23 protein-coding genes are annotated in these 24,917 nt (G+C 43.7%); 10 read left to right on the forward strand and 13 right to left on the reverse strand.

Going from position 1 to position 24,917, the window contains the following annotated elements:
* Positions 1–72 precede the first annotated feature (72 nt).
* From F0249_RS15145 to F0249_RS15190, 10 genes are all read right to left on the reverse strand, one after another.
* Entirely contained in the window at positions 73–1,101 is a 1,029-nt protein-coding gene (locus F0249_RS15145; RefSeq protein ID WP_171757104.1) for a P2 family phage major capsid protein, read from the reverse strand.
* Between the two features lie 258 nt (positions 1,102–1,359).
* Positions 1,360–1,644 (reverse strand): ogr/Delta-like zinc finger family protein, encoded by a 285-nt coding sequence (locus F0249_RS15150; RefSeq protein WP_171757105.1) that lies wholly within the window; start codon positions 1,642–1,644, stop codon positions 1,360–1,362.
* Positions 1,638–1,820 carry an ogr/Delta-like zinc finger family protein gene (locus F0249_RS20360; protein WP_171757106.1) on the reverse strand — a complete coding sequence of 61 codons (183 nt, stop codon included), beginning with the start codon at positions 1,818–1,820 and terminating at the stop codon, positions 1,638–1,640. The genes F0249_RS15150 and F0249_RS20360 overlap by 7 nt, the downstream gene beginning before the upstream one ends.
* Positions 1,821–2,698: 878 nt before the next feature.
* Positions 2,699–4,483 (reverse strand): DEAD/DEAH box helicase, encoded by a 1,785-nt coding sequence (locus tag F0249_RS15160; RefSeq protein ID WP_171757107.1) that lies wholly within the window; start codon positions 4,481–4,483, stop codon positions 2,699–2,701.
* Between the two features lie 994 nt (positions 4,484–5,477).
* Positions 5,478–5,834, reverse strand: coding sequence for a terminase family protein (locus F0249_RS15165; protein WP_171757108.1), 357 nt, complete (start codon positions 5,832–5,834; stop codon positions 5,478–5,480).
* Complete coding sequence (locus F0249_RS15170) at positions 5,831–6,076, reverse strand: ogr/Delta-like zinc finger family protein (RefSeq protein ID WP_171757109.1); 246 nt, start codon at positions 6,074–6,076, stop codon at positions 5,831–5,833. Before F0249_RS15170 ends, F0249_RS15165 begins: the two co-directional genes overlap by 4 nt.
* 16 nt (positions 6,077–6,092) lie before the next feature.
* On the reverse strand, positions 6,093–8,744 hold the full coding sequence (locus tag F0249_RS15175; protein WP_171757110.1) for a toprim domain-containing protein: 2,652 nt from the start codon (positions 8,742–8,744) through the stop codon (positions 6,093–6,095).
* 185 nt (positions 8,745–8,929) lie between these two features.
* Positions 8,930–9,115: a hypothetical protein gene (locus tag F0249_RS15180; RefSeq protein ID WP_171757111.1), complete on the reverse strand. Its 186-nt coding sequence runs from the start codon at positions 9,113–9,115 to the stop codon at positions 8,930–8,932.
* 19 nt (positions 9,116–9,134) lie between these two features.
* On the reverse strand, positions 9,135–9,395 hold the full coding sequence (locus F0249_RS15185; RefSeq protein WP_171757112.1) for a hypothetical protein: 261 nt from the start codon (positions 9,393–9,395) through the stop codon (positions 9,135–9,137).
* A gap of 10 nt (positions 9,396–9,405) precedes the next feature.
* The gene (locus F0249_RS15190; RefSeq protein ID WP_171757113.1) at positions 9,406–9,660 is read right to left on the reverse strand and encodes a hypothetical protein; all 255 of its coding nucleotides are present in this window, start codon (positions 9,658–9,660) and stop codon (positions 9,406–9,408) included.
* A 108-nt stretch (positions 9,661–9,768) separates the two neighbouring features.
* On the opposite strand from F0249_RS15190, the gene F0249_RS15195 reads away from it, so the two are divergent.
* The 4 genes from F0249_RS15195 (at position 9,769) to F0249_RS15210 (ending at position 13,234) form a co-directional block, all read left to right on the forward strand.
* A complete protein-coding gene (locus F0249_RS15195; protein WP_171757114.1) occupies positions 9,769–10,479 on the forward strand; it encodes a S24 family peptidase in 711 nt (236 codons plus the stop codon).
* A complete protein-coding gene (locus tag F0249_RS15200) occupies positions 10,476–11,531 on the forward strand; it encodes a tyrosine-type recombinase/integrase (protein WP_171757115.1) in 1,056 nt (351 codons plus the stop codon). Before F0249_RS15195 ends, F0249_RS15200 begins: the two co-directional genes overlap by 4 nt.
* Positions 11,532–11,599: 68 nt before the next feature.
* On the forward strand, positions 11,600–12,586 hold the full coding sequence (locus F0249_RS15205) for a serine/threonine protein kinase (protein ID WP_017051913.1): 987 nt from the start codon (positions 11,600–11,602) through the stop codon (positions 12,584–12,586).
* 48 nt (positions 12,587–12,634) lie between these two features.
* Positions 12,635–13,234, forward strand: a complete 600-nt coding sequence (locus F0249_RS15210; RefSeq protein ID WP_171757116.1) for a thiol:disulfide interchange protein DsbA/DsbL — start codon at positions 12,635–12,637, stop codon at positions 13,232–13,234.
* 61 nt (positions 13,235–13,295) lie between these two features.
* Here the strand turns inward: F0249_RS15210 and F0249_RS15215 are convergent, their stop codons facing one another.
* A complete protein-coding gene (locus F0249_RS15215; protein WP_171757117.1) occupies positions 13,296–14,819 on the reverse strand; it encodes a YifB family Mg chelatase-like AAA ATPase in 1,524 nt (507 codons plus the stop codon).
* Positions 14,820–15,314: 495 nt separating this feature from the next.
* Between F0249_RS15215 and ilvG the strand changes: the two genes are divergently transcribed.
* The 5 genes from ilvG (at position 15,315) to ilvA (ending at position 21,673) form a co-directional block, all read left to right on the forward strand.
* Positions 15,315–16,961, forward strand: coding sequence for an acetolactate synthase 2 catalytic subunit (ilvG, locus tag F0249_RS15220; protein WP_017051916.1), 1,647 nt, complete (start codon positions 15,315–15,317; stop codon positions 16,959–16,961).
* Positions 16,961–17,245 carry an acetolactate synthase 2 small subunit gene (gene ilvM, locus F0249_RS15225; RefSeq protein WP_017051917.1) on the forward strand — a complete coding sequence of 95 codons (285 nt, stop codon included), beginning with the start codon at positions 16,961–16,963 and terminating at the stop codon, positions 17,243–17,245. The genes ilvG and ilvM overlap by 1 nt, the downstream gene beginning before the upstream one ends.
* Positions 17,246–17,255: 10 nt before the next feature.
* On the forward strand, positions 17,256–18,194 hold the full coding sequence (locus tag F0249_RS15230) for a branched-chain amino acid transaminase (protein WP_029203289.1): 939 nt from the start codon (positions 17,256–17,258) through the stop codon (positions 18,192–18,194).
* Between the two features lie 61 nt (positions 18,195–18,255).
* A complete protein-coding gene (gene ilvD / locus F0249_RS15235; RefSeq protein WP_171757118.1) occupies positions 18,256–20,112 on the forward strand; it encodes a dihydroxy-acid dehydratase in 1,857 nt (618 codons plus the stop codon).
* A 31-nt stretch (positions 20,113–20,143) separates the two neighbouring features.
* Positions 20,144–21,673: a threonine ammonia-lyase, biosynthetic gene (gene ilvA / locus F0249_RS15240; protein ID WP_017054335.1), complete on the forward strand. Its 1,530-nt coding sequence runs from the start codon at positions 20,144–20,146 to the stop codon at positions 21,671–21,673.
* Between the two features lie 106 nt (positions 21,674–21,779).
* On the opposite strand, the gene punR is transcribed toward ilvA, so the two are convergent.
* Positions 21,780–22,703 (reverse strand): DNA-binding transcriptional activator PunR, encoded by a 924-nt coding sequence (punR, locus tag F0249_RS15245; RefSeq protein ID WP_017054334.1) that lies wholly within the window; start codon positions 22,701–22,703, stop codon positions 21,780–21,782.
* Between the two features lie 147 nt (positions 22,704–22,850).
* Here punR and punC point away from each other — a divergent pair, with 147 nt between their 5' ends.
* Complete coding sequence (gene punC, locus F0249_RS15250; RefSeq protein WP_171757119.1) at positions 22,851–24,053, forward strand: purine nucleoside transporter PunC; 1,203 nt, start codon at positions 22,851–22,853, stop codon at positions 24,051–24,053.
* A gap of 81 nt (positions 24,054–24,134) precedes the next feature.
* Here the strand turns inward: punC and F0249_RS15255 are convergent, their stop codons facing one another.
* Positions 24,135–24,908 carry a transporter substrate-binding domain-containing protein gene (locus F0249_RS15255; protein WP_171757120.1) on the reverse strand — a complete coding sequence of 258 codons (774 nt, stop codon included), beginning with the start codon at positions 24,906–24,908 and terminating at the stop codon, positions 24,135–24,137.
* Between the last annotated feature and the right edge of the window lie 9 nt (positions 24,909–24,917).

Consider the following 24,917-nt stretch of genomic DNA (forward strand, 5'->3'; position numbering starts at 1 on the left):
GTAGTTCACTTCATTGTATGGAATGAGCCTGCGCTATCAAGTGACTTACGGCTCTTCTGTTGATTCGTGGGATTATTTCCAAACACCACTCTTGTTTAATTTTACCGCATCAAAATCAATAGCGGCGGCTTTGTCCAATTGCTCAATGACGTAAGATAAAGACATCGATTCAAAATTCTCCAGACGGTTGAGGCTATCATTGCGCTTTCCAAATGAACGTCTGAAGGCATGAATTAAGAAGTAAATGGATAGGTTGTCGAAACTGGTTACCATGATGCCCCGAGCCGGAAAGCAAGACGGCATAAAGGCAGGCATCGCACCATAGGACTCTTTGAGCTGTCGCATTTCTATTTGGTGAACGGGTTGCTTCGGATCAATACGCTTTTGATAGAAACTGGCTGCATCATGAGCTACTAAATCACTGCCAAGTAATACAATCAGGTCGTTAACGTCACGATGGCGGGGCGCGATTTTTTCCTTCACGGCGGACACCGCTTCATTAACGGTTGCGTAGTGTCCATCTTCACCAATGCGTATATCTCCGCTATCAGAGCTCAAAATGGACGCTTCTCTGTGGTCTCTTAACGCTTGAATCCAACCTTCTGTGACATCTTCTCCGTTGGGGTTAAGTTCTTCGTCCGAATTGTCGGCGGTTTCTTGGCCAAAGAAGCCTACTCTAATTAAATCTAAGTTCGCGTGCTTTTGCATCTCCCGCTCTAAGCAGTCGTTAAACTCGTCATGATGCGCCCATGCATCAATCGTTTCGTAGGAGATGGCGGAATCAAAATTAACTTGCTTGCACTCATAAGGCATTCCGATACTTGGATTCACTTTGCGTGGTACGCGAGTGCCGCCCTTTGCTGTATCGGTACGAGCTGCGATGAGCTTGCCACTGCCTAAGCCTATTGATTTTTCCATTTCGCGAGTCACCAGAATAAGGTTAATGCGATTAAGAAATTCATCCGTATCTTTAATTCTGATGAGTTCGCTTCTAGCCATTGAATTACTGACATTAAACGCACCGTCTTGGTCATAGGTGTCATATCGTTTTTGTTTATCGTCTTTGTATGCGCTGAATTTTTTATCTGTGATTATGTCCATGAAATATCCTGTTGGGTTTTTAAATTGGTTCTATTTGGTGAGGTTCTATTTAACCGATTTAAAAGGTGTAAATGCACTGGATAGAATTCTAGATGGCGTATCTAGAAGGCAGGAAGCAAGATTGCGGTGATAGGTTGGGTATTATGGACGGGTGAGTAAGGTTCCTCTTCAGTTTCTTGTCTCACGGTCTCCTTGTTGGAAAGTTCAAAAGCCGCTCTCGCTGAGCGGCTTTTTTTATGCCTGTAATTCCTCAAAGTATTATCTAAATGTCATAGCCGATTGGTTTAACTTATCTACTTGAGGTTTTTGTGATGGATTGAGCGTGCCAATGAACTTCTCTCTTCTTTTAGCGACGTCAGGTTGAATCTCTTTATTCGGCGGCTGGCTATTGGAATTTTGCACAATAAATTCTTCGAATACAGAGTACTGGCGAAACCGAGCTGAGCAGCTCAAACATTGGCAGCAAAATTCTCTTACTTCATTGGAAATTACCCGAGAGGTAAGTATGCGATATCTCTTTCCGCAGTTAGGGCAATCTAACATGTGGCCTCCTGTTTCTTTGGAAGAATAATGTTGCCAATCAGGCTTAAAGATATCTTGAAAGAAGAAGAGCAGTTTAAGTTAGAACACTGACATGTGTGTTCGCTTTCCTTGGTTGTCTTTTTCTGTTTGCTAATGACGTGAGCTTTGGAATAGCAAATTGGACACGTTACATACATATTGTTTGCCTCAGTTCTAGATGACCCCGATAGAATGACGGTATCAACTCGGTGATCTTCTGAATATCCAAGGACTTTCTAAAACCCAAATCTAGAAAATGGCTAAATACGGGGGTGATCGTATTCGCACGGATTTGATCTTCTAAATGGTGCGCGCAAGCCTTGTTCGGACTCACCCCTCCCTCCGCACCAAAATTCCGCCCTACAATAAAACGATCCAGAGTTGTGCATACTTAGGCAAGTTTCATTTAGCTCTAACCGTTGGTATACAAGGCTCTGCGGTAGGTTTTGTTAGGGGGGTAAAAAAAGGAGAGGATCGCATTCGTTCGTTTTTGTGCAGAATTGATTTTTGAAGGCTAAGTCTTACATGATTCGTGTAAGACAACTGTTGGGTCGTAACTTATCAAACACGTTTTTGGACATAAATGAGCTACAGCTTCCCCTAAATTAGCAATTTATAGATAACTAAAGGTATGGAAAGTCGCTTAACGTAGCGTCCAGTATTGATGGTGCAGATCATGTTAAAGGTAGCAAGGGCATTAGCTAGGATCATGAAGTAAAAATAAAGCTCCGAAAGGAGCTTTATAAGTGATGTTGTTTAAAAGAATATGAGACCTTTAGAGCAAATGAAGTTGGCCTAGAAAGGTCTTAACTTCAAAGTAACTCTCTAAATTGGTTACTCAATACCACCGAATCGTCTTCCATCTTCTTAATGATGATAGCAGCGCAATGCATACAGTATTTGTCCCAATTCCTATCATTTTTGACCTCTAAACGAAGCTCATGTTGTGAAATTGTGTGTTTCTTATTTGCTTTACATCTATGTTCACGTTTTGCATGAGTGAATTTCGTAGTGGTAATTAAAGACTTGGTACTCATTATTTAAGCCTATCTTCAACTGCAATAAGAATAGCGTCATACTTACTCTCAATTAGCTCAAGCTCTCCAATATTCAGATCAGCTCTACACCCTGATTTTTTGCCAACGACCATATTAATATCACTGTTTATTTGCGATATGACATAAGGGAGGTTTGCTAGGCGGAAAGATTTATCAAGACCTTTCCCGCTTGGATTTAATTGCAGTCGCTTGACAATAAGCATAGCAGAGGTTTTAACTCGTTCTGGTAAAGCCTTTCTCTTGGCCTTACGAACTTGAACTTTACTTGTAGGAATTGTTTCTAACAGGTCTTCAATTTTACCAGTTGCACCAATGGACCTTAAGTACTCAAGGGCTTCAAGAGCCTTAGGGTCATCGATTAAGTTCAACTCTGAAATAGATATGTCAGCTTGAGATCTAACGCTAATCTCATTGTCATCAACAAGTTTAGGCAATATTTCATAGCTCTTCTTGTCTGCGCCGTTTGAAACAGGAAACTCTTCCAATGGAAGTAGTTGGTTATAATATTCTTGGTCAGCTTTACTAAATTTTTTGAAATCGGTCCATCGGTTGGCAATGTTAGACCCAGCATGAAATACAACAACACCTTTGTTTAATGGATTGTCAGGCTCATTTTGGGTAATAACTCTCATTATACGACCAACAAATTGAACAAAAGGAGATAGGTTACTGAAAACGCTAAACACTGCTGCGACAGATAGGTAAGGGTGGTCAAAGCCCTCGTTTAGCTTTCTTACTTGGACGATAACATCCAATTCGTGTGCGTTTAGCTGAGATAAAACACGGTCATTTAATTTGCTGTCGTTCTTAGAGTGGACATAATCGGTCTTAAACCCGCGTGCTCTGTAAGCCTCGACTATTTGAATGCAATGATGATAATTTAAGGCTGAGGCAATTATTTTGAGCTTATTGTTACCTGTTTCTTGCCTTTTATTCATCAATTGATGAATAGATGCATCAACGATAGTGTTTAGCGATTCGGTAGAAGTAACGATGCTACGTCGGAATCCCGAATCTTCCTCACCTAGTTTTATTACTTCTTCAAGAGAAACTTCAACTTCATTCCCGCCTTCATTACGCACGTATTTGAGAGACTGAGGATTAAGAACAACACCTTTTAATTCTTTTACGTATCCACGTTTAATTGCCTGTGCAATAGGGAAGGAATAAACCACCTCACCAGACATTATCTGACCATCCGAACGTTCTGGGGTTGCGCTGTAGTTTACTACTGCCGCCTTTGGAAATTTTTCTTTTAAGGAGTTCCAAGTTTGAGCAACACTATGATGCCCCTCATCAAAAATAATGAGGTCGAAAAAATCGTCTTCAAGCTTGTCTAACCATTTGTTATCAACACCTTGTAGCTGTTGAATGTTAGTAATGACAACATCAGATTCTTTGAGATCATCTAAGTTGGTATCAGTTCCTCTAATTTCAACTGCTTCTGGGAACTCATTTGTTAAGACGCTACAGCGTCTATAGAACGAGGTTAAAGGCTCGAAATCTTTCTGTAGTTGCTGAGCTATCGCTACGCCAGGTGCAATAACAAGTGCTCGCTTAGATTTAAAGGCAAATGGAGTAAGAGTGATACAACCAGATTTACCGCAGCCTACTGGTAAAACTATACCTGCTTCTTTACATGTATCAGGGTCAAATTGCTCGTTGTGGAACTCTTGTAACGCTTCATATGAACATATTTGAGGTTCTCTTAGAGAGCTATTTCCACTGATACTAGGTGTTAAGGATTGAAACGCACTGGACATATATAAACCTTATAAAATGTAGGACATATATTATGTTATGCCAACTTGGCAGTTAATCAAGGTGCAATGCAGTGAAACTTATAATAATTTGATTCAGTGAACGTTTATTGTTACGTCGAATTTACCCCCGTGATACAACGCGGGGATTCACGACGAACAGCATTAGAAAAATGGATAACTTCTAGTAGGGCAAAACCCCATGAACAGGATGTGAATGAGTAAAAGGCCTATCCAACAAGGGGGCAGAACTTAGTTAGAGCGGTATGGCGTTAAGTCAACTAAACATATCAACCTGATTTAACTCCCCCACTTTGCATAGATCTGGCTGTAATTCAAAATTGGGCTTTTAAGCAAAAAAACAAGCGCATGAGTAATTTTTCCAGCGCACCTTCGGAAAAGCGTTACTACCGTTACCACCCCCCAAGATAGACATTAAGCGCATGATAAATAAAATAATAATCGGTAACGGTCAAAGCGTTACTATCCGTTACTGAAACGTTACCACCTTAAAAATCAATAAGTTACAAATAACAAAAGTAACGCTTAACAACCGTTACCAGTAACGGTTGGGTAACGCTTTAGTAACGGTTGTTAAATAGGTAATAAGTTATTATATATCATATGGTTATGTATATATTTTTATATCAGTAACGGTAGTAACGCTTTTCCGAAGCTCAACTTTATTTTTTTGCCCTATTGATGGTTAAATATACACCTTTCTTTTATGTTATTGTTTTTACTGCATTTCTTATTTTTTAACTGTTTTTGAGAAATGAGACGGCGTTACTCTGAATCTCATTGCATCTAGTCTTGATGCTCGTGTGTGAAGGTGTGTTTTTTTGAAGTGTTACGCTGTGATTTGTTTTTTTGCAGTATAAGTATCTACTGCTGGTGTTTGCGTTCACCACCTTGTTGAGAAGTGAGCACGGTACTACTAGGCACAAAAAAGCCCAAGATGATAACTTGGGCTGGAAAGGGATAAGAATGAGTGCAACTACAATTCTGAGGCAAAGATCGCCTTATGTTTGTTAAGTACCGTCCAAGAGGACACCAATTGGTAAACATCCGAAAAATTAGACTCATCAAAGCAGTTAATCGCATACGCGTTACCTGACAGCCCCATCGATGCGCGGTTATCAAGTGATAGGAAAAACAACTTTGCGCCATTGGGTAACTCAAACGGATTGGATAATAGCGATATCCCCGAGAGCTTCGATGTCTCCTGAAAGTACTGTTGTAGCCTATCGCTATCATCAGGAGAGGCCGATAAGAATATTTGATTTTTATTGGTTGTCAGCGCATCAAAGAAAGCCGTTTTTATCCAATATTGCTCTAAAGTTGTCTTATTCATAACGCACCTTGGAAAATATCTATTTGCTGTAAATCCATCCCTTTGCATAACTCAGGCTGTAACTTTGGATCGGGCTTATCTCCCGTTGGCTCAACAATATGATGCACTGTAGTGTGAGTCACAAAGATTGTGCCACAGTTTAAATTCATGCATTGGTTGTAGGCTTCACGGGTTTGATTTGTAATAATGTGAGAGGTCGCGATACGCGATTTACTCCCACAGTTAGGGCAAGTGATTAACATCTATCTTTCTCCAGACCTAGCGCGTTCTCTCGGCTTTAAACACCCAACAGCGCATCCGCTCTGGTCTTGGAGTGCCTTTATTGAGTCGGTTATAGTTGGCATTCACTCCACTTTTCACCGTCTTAATCTCTACAAAGGAGTGACACTTACCAGACTTAAGCATGTTTTTTAGGTCAGCAAGTGGCGCAATAGGCTGTCTCCAGTCAGCGGCTACTTGTTGGAACTGGTTTAAGCTAATCGCAATCGCATTGGGATCGGCTGAATGGTTTAACATACAGTCGTTTGATTCTAGGAACTCGAACACTTCCCAAAACTCTTGAACATAAGGGTGGTCAGCTTGTACGGCTTTTTGTCGCTGCTTAGCCAGCATTAGCATTGTGTCAATGGTTGACTCTATCCATTCCTCTTCAAGCGGTACAACTTCGCTAAGAGCTTCAAGTAGAGCCATTAATTGAGCGTGGTTCTTAATGATGCGAATATGGAAAAGACTTTCTTGCGCCTCAAGCACTTTTTCATAATGCTTAAATTGCTCTTGGTAGACCTTGAGTACGCGCTCTTCTGCTAAGAGACTGCTCACCAGAAAACCGGATAACTTGTCCGTATCGAGTCGTTCTAGCTGCTCAGCGGCTCGCTTCGTTTGGTTGTTTTGGCTGCGTCTATCGGTGTATAGGTGAATGATACGCTCTAATACGGCTGGGCTTGCGTCAACCGTGGCGTTCTGAGCTATCACTAGTGAGCCTTTAAAAGGGGGCTCATAGGTTTGATTGCCAGCGGTTTTCATTCCGCGAGAGCGCACACTACGGCCATTATAAAGCGGCTTGGTTTCTTCCCAATCGAACCCTTTTTGTTTGGCATCATTTAGGCGGTCACCCTCAATAAACACCACTGGCATGTTCGCCACTTGTGACATATTACGGCTACGAGCTGCAATGGTGGACTTAGACGGGTCAAAACCTTCGTACCCTTCACGACCTAGCAGCTTCCACATAAATTCAATGAGCGTGGTTTTACCTGAGCCAGGTTCACCCACCACCTCTAGGAACGGAAAGCTTTTATCCATATGGCGGATTTGTTCAGCAAACAGAGAGCCAAACCAGTAAGTGAGCGCAATCAGCCCCTTTTCGCCAAATGCTTGCCACACCAGTTTTTGCCAATTCTGGTCGTACTCTTTCAAGTCTGGGTTAACACTTAGTGACACCGATTGATCTAAGCTCTTCACGCTCATTTTTCCTAGCTCAAAAAAGTCCTCTTCGTTTACCTTGGTGAGCTTACCTTTATGAATGGCCACATCACGGAACAGGTAGCTTTGATGCTCTTTGCTATACCCAATAAAATCAATCGTATCAACGGTTTTTATCTGCTGTAACTGGCTAAGCATTAACATATCAAGCTGTTTACTGCTTCCTGTATATACCGCCCCTTTTGCAACGTGCAGCAAACGCTTTTTAAACTCAGAAGCAGAAGAGAGCTGACCGCCTGTAAAGGTGTTCTTCATCACCTCGCCAGATGGAAATTCCACCTTGAAGTAGTACCAGCTTTCATCCGTGATCAAGTTTTGCTGATAGTACAAAGCAGTAGGCTTACAGTTGGCAATCTCAGAAACACAATTTGCCTCAATCAATGCGCGTCTAATCAAATCCTCTTGGTTTTCGTTGCCGTCAACTGCTTCAAGATTACGCATTGCTTTTTCGTATCGGTCCATATCTAACTTGAACTGAAACAAACGGTTATCAAAGTCAAAATGAAAGACCTGTTTTTGAGTGCGCTCGTGCATCACCATAGCTTTAGCTGTGGCGGTTTTTGCAATCAGCAATTCACCATAATAGCGATAGGCCTCGATATTTTTTTCATTTAACCGGCTTAACTGGTGTAGTTCGTTCCAGTCCAACTTTTTACGGTTGCCAATCTTAAATGGGGGCTGTGCGGCTGTGACGTTCCAATGCGCATCATGAAGTTTTTTAACTATCTTCTTGGTAAATCGCTTTCCAGCCCTGTCACAATCAAGGGCGACGACAATCCGTACTCGAGGATTGGTTTTCGCTAGACCATCTAAGAACAGTTGAGGATAGTTGTTACAGCTCATCATCGATACTGCTGCAAGACCATTCTCAATCAGTGCTAGCGCATCAAAAATGCCTTCTGCAACCCATATCTCTTTCGCTTTGGAATAGTCTATATCTGGGTGCTGCCAAACCATACCTTGATAAGCACCGATAAAGTTCGCTTTGCGGTTAAAACGGCTTGGCTTATCAATTAAACGCTCCCAAAACACATCAGGCGCTATCGTAAAGCGAACCGTAGCTGATGCCAGTTGTAGCTTTGCATCAAAATAGATGTCTTGCGTATACACCTTATTAAACTTAGCCGAACTTAAACCCCTAGCATTATCCATAAACGCATCTGCGCTCGCGGTAGGGTTCGCTTTGGTTGGCTGGAAACGCTCAGAAAAAGACTCAAACAAATCTGGATACAACTCTTTAATGTGAACTTCTTCACCACACTTATTGAGTCGACCGCAACGTAGAACCCAAGGCGAGGCTACACCTGTGTAAAGTTCTTTTTTATGACACTTAGGGCAAGAGCCTTGCTGTAGCCATTCAGAACTTTCCTTGAAGGAAAAGTCCTGCATTAGCCTTTGATAAACATTTTTATATATTTCAGGGTTCATACTACAATTACCTAATCAGGTTCGCGCCTGAGTTAAAAAGAATAATCAGAAATGGTTGCTCTTTTTGTTGAATTTCTTCCATCATCCTCACTTCTCCCCAATCTCATCCAAAACAGAGCGATTAAGAGCCACCAAAGGTCGGTCTTTACGTTGTTTTTTGGCTAGGTCGTACATGCTCATGTGAGTTATTTCGCTTCTAGTACTTTTGTAAGGCGGAAAAGCTCATTTAAAGCACCACGGTAGTAATTAGCTGATGCTTCTTTGGCATCTTGAGACAAAGACGGGTTTGATTGGTATTCGTCAGCGTGCCTCTGTAACACTCCCATACGATCTTTGATTATATCGATAGGGGTTTTACTTTGATTTGACATGGTGTTGTTCCTTACTCGCTCACATAGGCATAGGGGGCACACCATCACAACCAAGGTTAGAGGCGGTGCGAAGTATAGAGCCAGCCAATTCAGGCTCCCCAAGGTCAGAAGCAAAATGCGCTAACATATCTAGCTTATTGGTCGTGCCCTCGCGGAATTTCTCGCTCATAAAATGGCGCGTATTATCGGGCGTACTGTTTTCTTGCATGGTTTGTTGTTCAAACTGGTATTTTTGAACCAGTCCGTTGTAAATGTTGATAATGGAATCTCTGTGAGTCATGCCTTACCTCCTAAAATGCAGCTCGCCAGTCTAGACACCCTGCTGCTTGCTCTTCTGCTAACTGATCAATAGCTCGCATATTGATAAAAATACGACGAGCATCACTGGATGATTCACGCTTTAAGAGTGGCAATTGACCGCGCTTAATCTGCATCCGAACAGCATTCAAGGACAACCCGGTTAGCTCTGCGTACTTTTCAGGCGTCACAAAAGACCCATAAAAACCGTTAACCCCGTTCATTTCTGTTTGTTTATGACCTACCATGACTTAAACACTCCAATAGTTAGATAAAGAACCAACACAATGGTTCGTTAAGGTTCTATTGGATTTAAACATACTCTCAGTGGTTTTCAAAGGTTCTTAAGGGTAATTATGAAAGAGTGGATAATGAGTGATTTATTAATTGAGCTAGAAGGGATGCCAAACTCAATTACAGGGATAGGGCAAAAGGCAAGAAGAAACAAATGGTTAAAAAGAAAAGCCATTGGTCATGCCCGTGCTGTTGAGTACCACATTTCAAATTTTCATCCTGACATACAAAAGCAAATAATTGAGAAGTTAGTCACAAATCCTCTTGAACGTGAAAAACTATTGAGCAAAGACTGGACTGTGCCACCGAGCAATGCGCACGGCTTAAGGCCGCTCGGTGATTTTGAAGATTGGGCGAAGCTGCCTGTTTATGATGTACACGCAGCAGCAGGAGCAGGAGCCTTGATTGAATCAGAATATCAAATCGGGGTTTTCAGTCTGCCTGTTGAGTTACTACACGAATACGGTCTAAAACCTAGCTATAGCTCGGTCATTTTTGTAGACGGTGATTCTATGGAACCAACCTTGAGCCACAAAGACCGGTTACTTGTTGATATTCGAGAACAGCAACACCCTGTATCAACTGGTGTTTATGTGATTCGCATAGACGATGCTGTTTACGTGAAACGCCTACAGTGGGATATAGAAAACGGCCTCTACAAAATTATATCCGACAACCTAAAATATCCTGCTTTTAGCATCAACCATCAGAATGGGCGAAACTTCAAAATAATAGGTAAAGCGGTAGCCCCTGTTATGAAGAAAATCATATGAGCATTAGAAAAGACGGTGAAAAATGGCTTGCTGATTTAAGACCATCAGGAAGAAGCGGCAAGCGTTTTAGGCGTAAGTTTGATAAAAAGTCAGAGGCTTTAGCCTATGAGAAACACATACTTTCGACACATCACAATAAAGAGTGGTTAGGTCTACCCGACGACAAACGGCTACTCTCTGAGTTAGTCGTAATATGGTGGATTAAGTCAGGCCAACTTAAACGAACGGCAAGCAACTATAGAAAAAAGTTAGACCTGGTATGTCGTGAGCTTGGTAATCCACCCGTCAATAAAATCAATAATGCGATGGTTAGCAATTGGCAACTGAATAGAATGTCTAAAGGGCAAAGCGCAAATACAGTCCGCCGATTAACATCGTGTCTAAGTAATGTTTTTACTGTACTGATTGAAACGGGTGACTTCAACGCACCTCACCCGTTAAAAGACCTCAAACAACCCGCCCCTAATCGGTCTGAAATGACTTATTTAACAACCTACCAAATAGATGCGTTGTTATCAGCGGTACAATCGCACCCTGAACTATCCAAGATAGTAGACATTTGTTTGTCTACTGGTTCACGGTGGAGAGAAACCGTAACTCTAAAGCCAATGAACTTAAGCCCCTATAGGATTAGATTCACCAACACAAAAACAGGCAAGCCTCGAACTGTTCCTATTAGTGAAGAGTTATATAAAAAGTTGCAAACCAATGTAAGTGGAAACTTGTTTTCATATGACCCGCAAAAAGAGCTATACGAGATTATGGATTCATTAGAGTTCAACTTACCGAAAGGGCAAAAGGTTCACGTATTACGGCACACTTTCGCGAGTCACTTTATTATGAACGGCGGTAACATTCTTACGCTAAAAGAAATCCTAGGCCATGCTAGTATTACCCAAACAATGGCTTATGCTCATTTAGCACCAGACCACCTAATTGACGCGGTAAAACTTAACCCACTAAGCAGGTTAAGAGATCCACAAAATGACCACACTCACGACCCAACGCGACCTATTACCATACAAGACGGATTGTTAAGTGATTGTATTTAATGGCTATGAACCATTACCACCCATACTAAACAACTTGGGAAACGCTCAGTAATGAGCCTTTTTTATTTATGACTGAGCAAAATTTTAACTTCAATGCCCTAACGCCTGACTTCATGTGGTACGCACTAGAGAGTATCGGCGTCCGCGCAGAATCAGGCTTACTGGCTTTAAATAGCTATGAAAATAGAGTCTATCAATTTGTTGATGAAGACAAAAAACGCTACGTCGTAAAGTTTTATCGACCTGAGCGTTGGAGTTCACTACAAATTCAAGAAGAGCATGACTTTACCCTAGAATTGGTTGAACAAGAGATCCCTGTCGCTGCGCCATTACGTATCAATGGACAGACGCTACATTTTTATAAAGGCTACACATTCGCACTGTTTTCTAGTGTTGGCGGGCGTCAGTATGAAGTCGATAACTTAGATCAACTTGAAGGTGTGGGCCGATTTTTGGGTCGCATTCATAAAGTAAGTTCACAAAAACTATTTCAACACCGACCAACCATTAGCCTTGAAGAGTACTTATACCAGCCAAGAAAACTTCTACAGCAATCGACCTTTATCCCATCTCATTTAGAGTCGGCTTTTTTTAATGATCTTGATCTGCTGATTAATTTACTCGAACAACATTGGAGCGACGATTCACAAATCATTCGCCTGCATGGCGACTGTCATCCCGGAAATATTCTATGGCGTGATGGCCCCATGTTTGTCGATTTAGACGACGCGAGAAATGGCCCAGCAGTACAAGATTTATGGATGTTAATGAATGGCGAACGCCAAGATAAACTCGTTCAACTGGATATCATCTTAGAAGGCTATCAAGAGTTTTGTGACTTTAACCCTACAGAATTGAAACTTATTGAACCATTACGTGGTCTACGAATGGTGCACTACATGGCATGGTTAGCAAAAAGATGGCATGATCCTGCTTTCCCACTCGCCTTCCCTTGGTTTAACGATCCTAAATATTGGGAAAGCCAAGTGTTAGGATTTAAAGAACAAATTGCGGCGCTCAACGAAGCTCCTCTTTCACTTATGCCGCAGTGGTAATACATTCGATCCCTCGCTTAAAGGGACTTACTATAATGGAGAACAACAATGAAGAAGCTACTCGCACTTGCAGCAACTCTACTACTGAGCCTATCCGCTCATGCTGCTCAATTTAGTGAAGGCGAACATTACAAAGTATTGGATCTTGAAGCTTCCAAAAAGCCTGTCGTAAATGAGTTTTTCTCTTTTTACTGCCCACACTGCAATAGCTTTGAACCTATTATTGAGCAATTGAAAACCAAACTTCCAGAAGGCGTGAAACTGAATAAAAATCACGTATCTTTCATGGGTGGCCCGATGGGTAAATCAATGAGTAAAGCTTACTCAACCATGATCGCTCTAAAAGTCGAAGATAAGATGGTTCCGATTTTATTCAATCGAATCCACAACATGCGTAAAGCACCGAAAGACGACGCTGAATTACGTCAAATTTTCCTTGATGAAGGCATTGATGCAGCAAAATATGACGCAGCGTTCAACGGCTTTGCTGTCGATTCAATGATTCGTCGTTCAGACAAAGCCTTTAAAGACAGTGGCCTTACAGGCGTTCCAGCAGTCATTGTGAATAACCGTTACCTTGTGGAAGCACAAAGCATTCAGAGCCTTGATGAGTACTTTGAACTCGTGAACTTCTTACTGAAAAAGTAATTCATAATAAAAGGGAGCCTCGTTATCGGCTCCCTTTTTACAAACCTACTCCGTAAAAACGTTATACCGCCTGTGCTGTCAACTGTTTCAATAACCTATCCATAGAGCGATAACCTAACGCTTCCGCTAAATGCTTCTTCTCAATACTTTCAACCCCTTCAAGATCCGCAATCGTCCGCGCCACTTTAATGATTTTATGGTAAGCACGAATCGATAAACCTAACCGATGCAGTGCATTCTCCAAAAACTCAGAATCTTGTTTCATTAAAGGGCAAAACTGCTCAATTTCACGACTGCCTAATAATGAGTTAACCTTTCCATTTCGGGCCTGCATTCGTTCTCTTGCAATCAAAACTCTCTCTTTTACGACTTGTGTGGCTTCACCTCGATCGCCACCTTCAGATAGCATTCCTTTCGGTAATAAAGGGATTTCAAGTGACATATCAAAACGATCCAACAGTGGTCCTGATAACCGATTTAAATAGCGCAAAATAATCTGTGGATTCGTTCGTGATTGCTCACCTTCGTAATACCCTGTTGGACTAGGGTTCAATGCACCGACTAATTGAAAACGGGCTGGAAATCGAGTTTTCCCCGCAGCACGAGAGATGATGATCTCTCCAGATTCAAGCGGTTCCCGTAACGAATCCAGCACCTTGCGTTCAAATTCCGGCATTTCATCCAAAAACAGCAAACCATTATGTGCTAATGATATTTCACCTGGCCGTGGTATCGATCCCCCTCCCACCAGCGCTGCCATCGAACTCGAATGGTGCGGTGAACGAAAAGGCCGCTGTTTCCAGTTATGCTGATTGATCTCCTGCTGCGTTAATGAGGCGACCGAAGCGGTATCCATAGCTTCTGCTTCATTCATCTCAGGCAACAGATCGCACAATCGAGAAGCGAGCATGGTTTTTCCCGTTCCAGGAGGACCAAGAAATAACAGATTATGATTGCCAGCCGCCGCGATCTCTAACGCTCTTTTCCCCTGTTGCTGACCAATAATATCCTGTAAATCCCGCTCTAAAGGCTTATGGACATGAATCGATGGCGTTTGAAATAAGCTAAGAGTCTGTTGCCCGCACAAGTCAGCACATACCTCGAGTAAACTCTGTGCTGATTTATGGTTATCCTTGCCAACCAGAGCCGCTTGATCGCCATTTTCATGCGGAACCACCAAACACCGTTGTTGTCTGTTTGCGGCTAACGCGGCAGGTAGAACACCTTTTACCGCGCGTAATTCACCAGATAATGCCAACTCTCCAATAAACTCACACCCTTCTAATTTCGTTAGCGCGATTTGCTGAGATGCAGCCAATATCCCAAGCGCAATAGGCAGATCAAATCGCCCTCCCTCTTTAGGCAAGTCCGCTGGAGCCAAGTTAACGGTGATCCGCTTGGCTGGAAACTCAAATTTAGAGTTAATGATCGCACTGCGTACCCGATCCCGAGACTCTTTAACCGTGGTTTCAGGTAACCCAACCAAAGCAAAACCGGGCATCCCATTACTAATATGTACTTCTATCGTGACTTCGGGTGCTTCCACCCCAACGCTGGCCCGACTATGAATAATCGCTAATCCCATGAGCATTCCTAAGTGGCGGAGTTACAAGAATTTATCCTCAATAAAGAGCGTAAACTCACTTCAATAAGATGTTATATAGCGTGTTTGTATTAGTAGGAAATGTGAAAAAAGTATGAGTTTTTTCTTGTCACGTAGCAGATTTGTATGATAACACTAGAGACGCAAACCATTTCGTAAGACATTACGTAACAAAAATAAGAGATGTATGAAATTTAACGCCCGCACTTACGCACTGATTAACCTGATTATCGTGGTCATTATTAAGACCGCGCGGGGGCGAGTGGGCAGAAAATAACCACAAGATTTTACAAACCCTCGCACTGAAAAGTCCGGGGGTTTTTTCTAATTTATAGACCTAAAATTACACTTTATAACTCAAGAAAATATCACTCAATACGATATTCAGACAGATCGATGACAGGAAGAATGGGAGCACAAGATGTGCAGTCAAAATGGATTAAGCTACCAACCAAAAAGTAGCACAGGAGGATTACGATGAGAGGTGCAGATTTAGTCGTATCCGCATTAAAACAACAGGGCATTAAAACCATTTTCGGTTACCCCGGTGGGGCCATTATGCCCATTTATGATGCACTCTATGATGGCGGCGTGGAGCATATCCTTTGTCGTCACGAACAAGGCGCAGCAATGGCGGCTATCGGTATGGCTCGTGCCACACAAGATGTCGCGGTATGCATGGCGACCTCTGGCCCGGGTGCAACGAACCTCGTCACCGGCCTCGCCGATGCTTTCCTTGATTCAATTCCTCTTGTCGCTATTACCGGACAAGTTGCTAGCTCTCATATTGGCACCGATGCATTCCAAGAGATGGACGTCATTGGAATGTCTTTAGCTTGTACCAAACATAGCTACCTTGTGACTCATATTGACGATCTCGCACCGACACTCTCTGAAGCGTTTGAAGTCGCAAAAACAGGCCGCCCTGGCCCTGTTATTGTCGATATCGCAAAAGATGTACAGCTTGCCGAAGCTCCTGTTTCTGTCATTCCTCCATTTGTGCCACCAGCAATGCCCGTTGCAAGCGAAGCCTCACTTCAACAAGCTCAAGCACTGTTAGCCGCCAGCACGCGCCCTGTACTGTATGTCGGTGGCGGTGTTCAACTTGGCAAAGCCACTGAATCAGTGCGCGAGTTTTTACGCTTAAACCCAATGCCATCGGTCAGCACACTGAAAGGATTAGGTACGGTTGAGCGTCATGACCCGCACTTTTTAGGCATGCTAGGGATGCATGGAACCAAAGCGGCAAACTTAGTGGTTCAAGAGTCTGATCTGCTGATCGTCGTCGGCGCAAGGTTTGATGACCGTGTGACAGGCAAACTTGATACTTTTGCGCCACATGCAAAAGTCATCCATATCGATATTGATGCCGCAGAGTTCAATAAATTGCGTGTTGCCAATGCGTCATTGCGCGGCGATATCAACTTGATCCTTCCACAGTTAGAGCTATCACAAGACATTAGCCCTTGGGTACATCACTCAGAAAGCTTACGTTCAGGCTTTAAGTGGCGTTATGACCATCCTGGCGATCTGATTTTTGCTCCATTAATGCTTAAACAGCTATCGGATATGATGCCGGAAAATTCAATCATCTCGACCGATGTTGGACAGCACCAAATGTGGGCAGCGCAACATACTCAACCTCGTGAACCACAAAATTTCATTACATCCGCAGGTCTTGGCACCATGGGCTTTGGCCTACCTGCAGCGATGGGCGCAAGTGTTGCTCGACCAGATGACCAATCCATCCTCATCTCTGGTGATGGCTCGTTTATGATGAATGTGCAGGAGTTAGGTACGCTGAAACGCCGCCAGATTCCCGTAAAAATCGTACTGATCAACAACCAACGATTGGGCATGGTACGCCAATGGCAATCTCTCTTTTTTGATGGCCGCCATAGCGAAACCATCTTAGATGACAACCCTGATTTCGTTATGCTTGCCAAGGCTTTTGATATCCCAGGAAAAACCATTACTCGTAAAGAAGAAGTCGAGCCCGCGCTAAAAGAGATGCTAGAAAGTAAGACAGCTTACATGCTGCATGTTCTTATTTCTGAAGAAGAAAATGTATGGCCGCTGGTTCCACCGGGCGCATCAAACAGTGACATGTTGGAGAACACCTAATGGAAAGATACTTATTAGATATCAAAGCCGATGATAAGCCCGTATTGCTTGAGCGTGTGTTACGTGTGATCCGCCACCGTGGTTTCATCATCAAACAAGTTGCTGCGACACAAAACCATGAAAGCAAAGTGGCTAGCGTCGAAATTATTGTCGACAGTGACCGCCCTATCTCTTTCTTAGTGAATCAAATAGAGAAGCTATGGGACATCAAAAATGTTGATGTGATCACGATTAGTAAGAACGAATTGCCAAACAATAATTTACAACAGAGCATTAATGCATAAGGACATCAAAATGACTGCAAAAACAGCCGACTACATTTGGTTTAACGGTGAAATGGTTCCTTGGGCAGAGGCAAATGTTCATGTTCTTACTCATGCGATGCACTACGGTACTTCCGTTTTTGAAGGCGTTCGTTGCTATAACACGCCAAAAGGCCCAGTGATTTTCCGTCACCCTGAACATGCCAAACGTCTTAAAAATTCAGCCAAGATTTACCGCTTTCCGATCCCTTACACTGAAGAAGAGATCATGGAGGCAACACGCGAAACTCTCCGTCAAAACAAACTGCAATCCGCTTACATTCGCCCACTAGGCTTTGTCGGTAATGTAGGGCTTGGCGTCTGTCCACCAGAAAATACTGAGATGGATTTAATTATCGCGGCCTTCCCTTGGGGTTCGTACTTGGGCGAAGAAGCGCTTGAAAATGGCGTTGATGCGATGATCTCAAGTTGGAATCGCGCGGCACCTAATACCATCCCAACCGCAGCAAAAGCCGGCGGTAACTACTTATCGTCCCTCCTTGTTGGTGGGGAAGCTCGCCGCAATGGTTACGCTGAAGGTATCGCACTCAGTGTCGATGGTTACCTATCCGAAGGGGCTGGCGAAAATATCTTTGTCATTCGTGATGGTATTCTCTCTACACCACCAGCGACCAGTGCCATTTTGCCAGGGATCACTCGTGATTCAATCATGGTGCTTGCCAAAGAGATGGGTTACGAAATTCGCGAAGAAAACATTGCCCGCGAAGCGTTATACCTTGCTGATGAAATTTTCATGACAGGCACCGCAGCTGAAATCGTACCGGTTCGTACCGTCGATAAAATCACGATCGGAGAAGGCAAGCGAGGCCCGATAACACAACAAGTTCAAGCGGCTTACTTTGGGCTGTTCAACGGCAAAACAGAAGATAAATGGGGCTGGCTAGACTACGTTTACCCACAAGACGTTTAACCATAGAAAGTGCCACCCCAGATAACGCTTAATTAGCAAAATATTGAATAAGGAAATACAAATGCCAACGGCTCCTAAGAATAAATATCGCAGTGCTACCACCACTCACGGACGTAACATGGCTGGTGCTCGTGCCTTATGGCGCGCAACCGGTGTAAAAGAAGAAGATTTCGGTAAACCGATTATTGCCGTCGTCAACTCTTTCACTCAATTTGTACCTGGCCACGTTCATCTTAAAGACATGGGTCAACTGGTGGCGGGTGAAATTGAGAAAGCAGGCGGCATCGCCAAAGAGTTCAACACCATCGCGGTCGACGATGGCATCGCAATGGGCCATGGAGGTATGTTGTACTCACTACCGTCACGTGAGTTGATTGCGGATTCAGTAGAGTACATGGTCAACGCACACTGCGCCGATGCGATGGTTTGTATCTCTAACTGTGACAAAATCACTCCGGGAATGATGATGGCCGCCATGCGCCTTAATATCCCAGTGATCTTTGTATCAGGCGGCCCAATGGAAGCGGGTAAAACCAAGCTTTCCGATCAGATCATCAAACTCGACCTTGTCGATGCCATGATCCAAGGTGCCGATCCAACGATTTCGGATGAACAGAGTGAACAAGTAGAACGCTCTGCGTGCCCAACTTGTGGCTCATGTTCAGGCATGTTTACCGCTAACTCAATGAACTGTTTAACCGAAGCGTTAGGGTTATCTCAACCGGGCAATGGTTCAATGCTCGCCACTCATGCAGATCGTGAGCAGTTGTTTATCAATGCAGGTAAACGTGTGGTTGAATTAACTAAACGCTATTACGAACAAGGTGATGACTCCGCTCTGCCACGTAACATTGCCAATAAAGCTGCGTTTGAAAATGCCATGGCACTTGATATTGCGATGGGCGGATCGAGTAATACGGTACTTCACCTAATCGCCTCAGCTCAAGAGGGTGATATTGATTTTGATATGGAAGATATCGACGCAATGTCTCGCCGTGTTCCACATTTATGTAAAGTTGCCCCTTCTACTCCTAAGTACCACATGGAAGATGTACACCGTGCTGGTGGTGTAATGGCGATTCTGGGTGAGCTAGATCGTGCAGGTCTGTTGAATGGTGAAACCAATACCGTATTGGGCTTAACCATGAAAGAGCAATTAGCTCAATACGACATCATGCAAACTGAAGATGAAGCGGTGCTGAAGTTTTTCCGCGCGGGCCCAGCAGGCATTCGCACCACGAAAGCTTTCTCACAAGATTGTCGCTGGGATCGATTAGACGATGATCGTGAGAATGGCTGTATTCGCACCAAAGAGAACGCTTTCAGCCAAGAAGGTGGGCTTGCGGTGCTGTCTGGCAACATCGCGATTGATGGCTGTATTGTCAAAACCGCAGGCGTTGATGAAGAAAACCTTAAATTCCAAGGCCCAGCGGTCGTATTTGAGAGCCAAGATACTGCGGTTGACGGTATTTTAGGTGGCCAAGTTAAAGCTGGCGATGTGGTGGTGATCCGCTACGAAGGACCAAAAGGTGGCCCAGGAATGCAAGAAATGCTCTACCCAACCACGTATCTAAAATCGATGGGGCTAGGTAAAGCGTGTGCATTATTAACCGACGGTCGATTCTCAGGCGGAACATCCGGCCTCTCAATTGGTCACGTATCTCCAGAAGCAGCAAGTGGTGGCACCATTGGTTTGGTTCAGCAGGGCGATATCATCACCATTGATATCCCAAACCGCTCGATAACATTAGATGTTGCTGAAACTGAATTGGCCGCTCGTCGCAGCGCTCAAGATCAACAAGGCTGGAAACCAGTTAACCGCCAACGTGAAGTTTCGTTTGCTTTGAAAGCGTATGCCAGCATGGCAACCAGTGCCGATAAAGGCGCGGTTCGTGATAAGTCGAAATTGGACGATTAGTTCGGCCACAGAGAAAAGGATTACTGTTCTTATGACGACAACTCAACAAACTGGCGCAGACTATCTGCGTCAGATCTTACGTGCTCCCGTCTATGAAGTAGCAACGGTCACCCCATTGCAAGCGATGCCGCGCTTATCTGAGCGTATGGGCAACCAGATTCAGCTCAAACGTGAAGATCGCCAACCGGTGCACTCCTTCAAACTTCGTGGTGCCTATAACATGGTTTCCAGTTTGTCTGAAGAGCAAAAACAGGCGGGAGTCATTGCAGCATCAGCAGGCAACCACGCACAAGGCATGGCGCTATCAGGAACTAAATTGGGTATCCAAACCACCATTGTGATGCCCAAAACAACGCCCGATATCAAGGTAGAAGCGGTACGTGGATTTGGTGGTAAGGTCATTTTACACGGCAGCAATTTTGATGAAGCCAAAGCAGAAGCAGAACGTTTATCCGCTGAGTATGGCTATACGTTTGTTCCTCCGTTTGATCACCCATTAGTGATCGCAGGGCAAGGCACGATTGGCATGGAAATGCTGCAGCAAAATGGTCATTTAGATTATATTTTTGTTCCTGTTGGCGGCGGTGGTTTAGCAGCAGGTGTTGCGGTATTAATCAAACAGTTGATGCCGGAAATCAAGATCATTGCAGTTGAACCTGAAGATTCTGCCTGCCTAAAAGCCGCCTTAGATGCCGGAGAACCTGTCGTTCTTGATCAGGTCAGCATGTTTGCCGATGGTGTTGCGGTAAAACGTATTGGTGAAGAGACTTTCCGACTTTGCCAGCAATATATCGATGGCCATATTACGGTTTCCAGCGATGAAATCTGTGCTGCCGTTAAAGATATTTTTGAAGATACTCGCGCCATTGCGGAACCTTCCGGAGCGCTGGCACTGGCTGGATTAAAAAAATACGCAGAAGCCAATCAACTCAAAGATAAACAACTTGGCACGGTTTTATCGGGTGCTAACACCAACTTCCACGGTTTGCGCTATGTTTCCGAACGTTGTGAACTCGGTGAAAAACGCGAAGGGTTACTCGCGGTGACTATCCCTGAACGCCAAGGTGCATTCTTAGAGTTCTGCAATATTATTGGTGGTCGTGCGGTTACTGAGTTTAACTATCGTTATAACGATGATCGCTTAGCGAATATCTTTGTTGGTGTCCGTTTGCAAGGCGGTCAAGATGAGCTTCTCAGCATTATTGATGATTTGCGTGAAGGTGGCTATCCCGTCGCCGATCTTTCTGATGATGAGATGGCAAAACTCCATGTTCGCTACATGATAGGCGGAAAACCCTCAAAGCAACTCAAAGAGCGATTATACAGCTTCGAATTTCCGGAATATCCGGGGGCGCTACTTAAGTTCCTCAGCACTCTAGGAACGCATTGGAATATAAGCCTGTTTAATTACCGAAATCACGGAGCTGATTATGGACGAGTTCTTTGTGGTTTTGAGCTTGATGAGCAAGATTTAGCTCAGTTTTCGACGCATTTACGCGAACTTGGCTACCAGTGCAAAGATGAAAGTGATAACCCATCGTATAAGTTTTTTCTTTCATAAAAGAGAGTGTTAAGAAGGTCATTTCTTCTTAAAAACGGTCGTTAGATAAACAAGCGAGATACTCATATCTCGCTTGTTTTATTTGTGTAGCTGATGCTCATTTTTATTACCCGATATCACCTAATCGACGCTCATCCAACCAATCATGATACAACTGTTCACTCGACCCTAAATAGTCCACCATCCATTTAATCAGCTTGTGGTTATCGTCTTTTCGCCAAACTAAACAACACTGACTCAATGGTTTATCATCAGGCATGACTTTTTCAACCAACTGACCATCGGCGATCAATGGTGCGGCGATATGGCGCGGCATATAACCCACACCAACCCCATTCTTCAAACACTCAATCGCACTATACCAATTAGGCAATAGCAGACGTCTTTGCTGCGGATAATGCCCAGTATGACGTTTGGGTAGCACACTGGATGTATCATCTAAACATATGGCAGGAAACTGGCTAACGAACGATTCTGTGAGGTTTTGTTCTTTCACACATGGATGACTTGGTGACATCACTAAAGCCCAATCCAAGAGACCCATCTCTTTTACCTCAAAATCGCCGCCTACTGGAATAGCAGAGGTCGCACCAATAACAATATCCGCCCTGCCTTGTGCGATCGCTTCCCAAGAGCCATTAAAAACCTCCATATTGATCTGCAGTTCAGCAAACTCAAATGTCTGGTAAAAATCTTCAATCATGGGTTTCATTTTATCGAGCTTAACCACGTTATCTAGGGTTAACTTTAGCGTTTTCTGCCAGCCATGAGCCGCTCGTTTGGTTTGCGCTTTTACTTCTGACATCTGCCTAAGTAGCACGCGAGCTTCTTCAATAAATAACTCACCAGCCGGTGTTAACTCGACCTTTCTTGGTAATCGCCGAAACAAGATGACATCCAAATCTTGCTCAACCTGTCTAACTCCATAACTGATCGCAGAAGGAACTTTATGTAACACCTCAGCGGCGGCGGTAAAGCTACCGAGTCGAGCCACCGTATCGAGCATTTCCAATGATGATTTAGAGAACATAAGCTTTCAAATTTTTTGATTGATAACCACAAATTTTAACGTTTTATTTTATAAAGGTCGAAGGAATAGAATGAAAGCGTAAATAAACAAGGGCTGGCGCCAACCTAAACAGTTCATCAACAGACAAATATTTTGAATGGAAATCGTATGAAAATCTCCAAGTTACAACTCATCTACTTAGCTGCGCTTTCGATGTTAGGTTTTATAGCCACAGATATGTATCTCCCTGCGTTTAAAATTATGGAGACAGACTTCGCCACAGGCCCAGAACAAATCGCTCTTTCTCTCACCGTATTTCTTGCGGGTATGGCGATAGGGCAACTGCTATGGGGCTTAGCTTCTGATAAATTTGGCCATAGAAACACCTTGGTTGTCGGCCTAGGCGTGTTCACTCTCGCTTCATTTGGTTTAGCCTTTAGCACTGAAGTTTGGCAACTATTAAGCTTGCGCTTCATTCAAGCGATCGGCGTATGTGCACCTGCGGTTATTTGGCAGGCGATGGTCATAAAACGTTATCCAGCAAGTGGTAGCCAACAAATTTTTGCGACAATTATGCCCTTAGTCGCGCTATCACCAGCCCTAGCACCTCAGTTAGGTGTGTTACTTGCGGACAACTTTGGCTGGCACAGTATTTTTATCACATTAACGTTAATGGGTGTCATGCTGGTATTAGCAACCATGAGCCAACCTCAAGAGAAGGTTGAAAGTAAGCAAAGCTCAATCAAAACAGATATCAAAGCGTTACTGCACTCTAAAACCTATGTGGGCAATGTCATGATGTTTGCAATGGCATCCGCTGCATTCTTCGCTTACTTAACGGGGATGCCTGAAATCATGAGCCAACTAGGCTATGAACCAAAAGACATCGGTTTAAGCTTTATCCCGCAAACCATCGCTTTTATGGTCGGTGGTTACATGGGCAAAGTTGGTGTGAAAAAATTTGGTGATGAAAAGGTTCTGAAGCAATTGATTGGTCTTTTCAGTGTCGCGACTCTGCTTATTTTCATCGCTTCTCAGTGGACGTTGTCATCCATCTGGCCAATTTTAGCGCCCTTCTGCCTAATTGCGGTAGCAAATGGTGCGTTATACCCAATCGTCGTAAACCGCGCACTATCTAGCGCCAAAAACAGTCCAGCAACGGCTGCGGGCCTACAAAATAGCCTGCAAATCTGTGTCAGTGGTTTTGCAAGCGCACTTGTAGCGGTCTTCGCAAGCCAAGCTCAGATGGTGACTGGTATTGCGATAATCATTTGCCTAGGCGGTTTATGGGTAGGCTATATCGTGTCGAACAGAGAGCTATCTAAACACTTCAAAGTGCCAGACAACGCTCGAGTGGTCAGCGACGAATAATTAAAAATGATGAACAGACAGCTCGGTTAGCTAGCAAACGAAAAAGCCGCGAAATTCGCGGCTTTTTTATATGAGACATCTCTATAAACTTTTCAAGCCCCACTTTTCAGCGGTCGCTTTGAAAAAACCTTGCGTCTTTTTCAGCTCAACCCAGTGGTTCACATAATTGATCCACACTTGGTCATCTTGAGGAAGTAACATCGAAATGGGGGTTGGTCGACGCGGATCTTCAACAGGCACGATAGCTAACTGTTTAAACTTCTCCACCAGCGTCGCGGCTTCAACATTGGACGTCACTGAGACATCAGCACGGCGAGCCAGTAATTCCTGAAAATCACGAGCAGGCGCTTCTATAACAATGTGTTTTGCTTCAGGGAAAAACTCTTTAACCATCTTCTCTTGCACGGTTCCTAATGTTGCGGCCACTTTGATGTCTGAGTGGTTAAAATCTTCCCAACGAGAGAATTTAGCAAGGTTCTTTTTCTGCACTACAGGCACAAACGCCAAATAGAAATAGGGCTGACTGTATCCCGCGACCTTAGCACGCGACATATTCAGCGACGCGCTTCCGGTAATGTCATATTTATTCGCCGTAATGCCATTAACCAAGGTTTTCCAATCGGTTGCGATATATTCAACCTTTACTCCAAGATCTTTCGCCAATTCCGTCGTGACATCAATATCAAAACCGCGATAACTATTGGTTGCTGGATCTTTCATGGTCATCGGGTTCCAGTCTCCCGTGGTTCCCACTCGCATCACGCCAGTGTCTAAAATCTCTTTTAAACGGCTATCCGCCGAAACTTGTCCAACCGCGAGCAAACACATTCCTAGTGCTATAATGAATCTCTTCATTGTCTATTC

The organism is Vibrio sp. 03-59-1 (assembly GCF_013114135.1).
GTDB lineage: Bacteria > Pseudomonadota > Gammaproteobacteria > Enterobacterales > Vibrionaceae > Vibrio > Vibrio cortegadensis.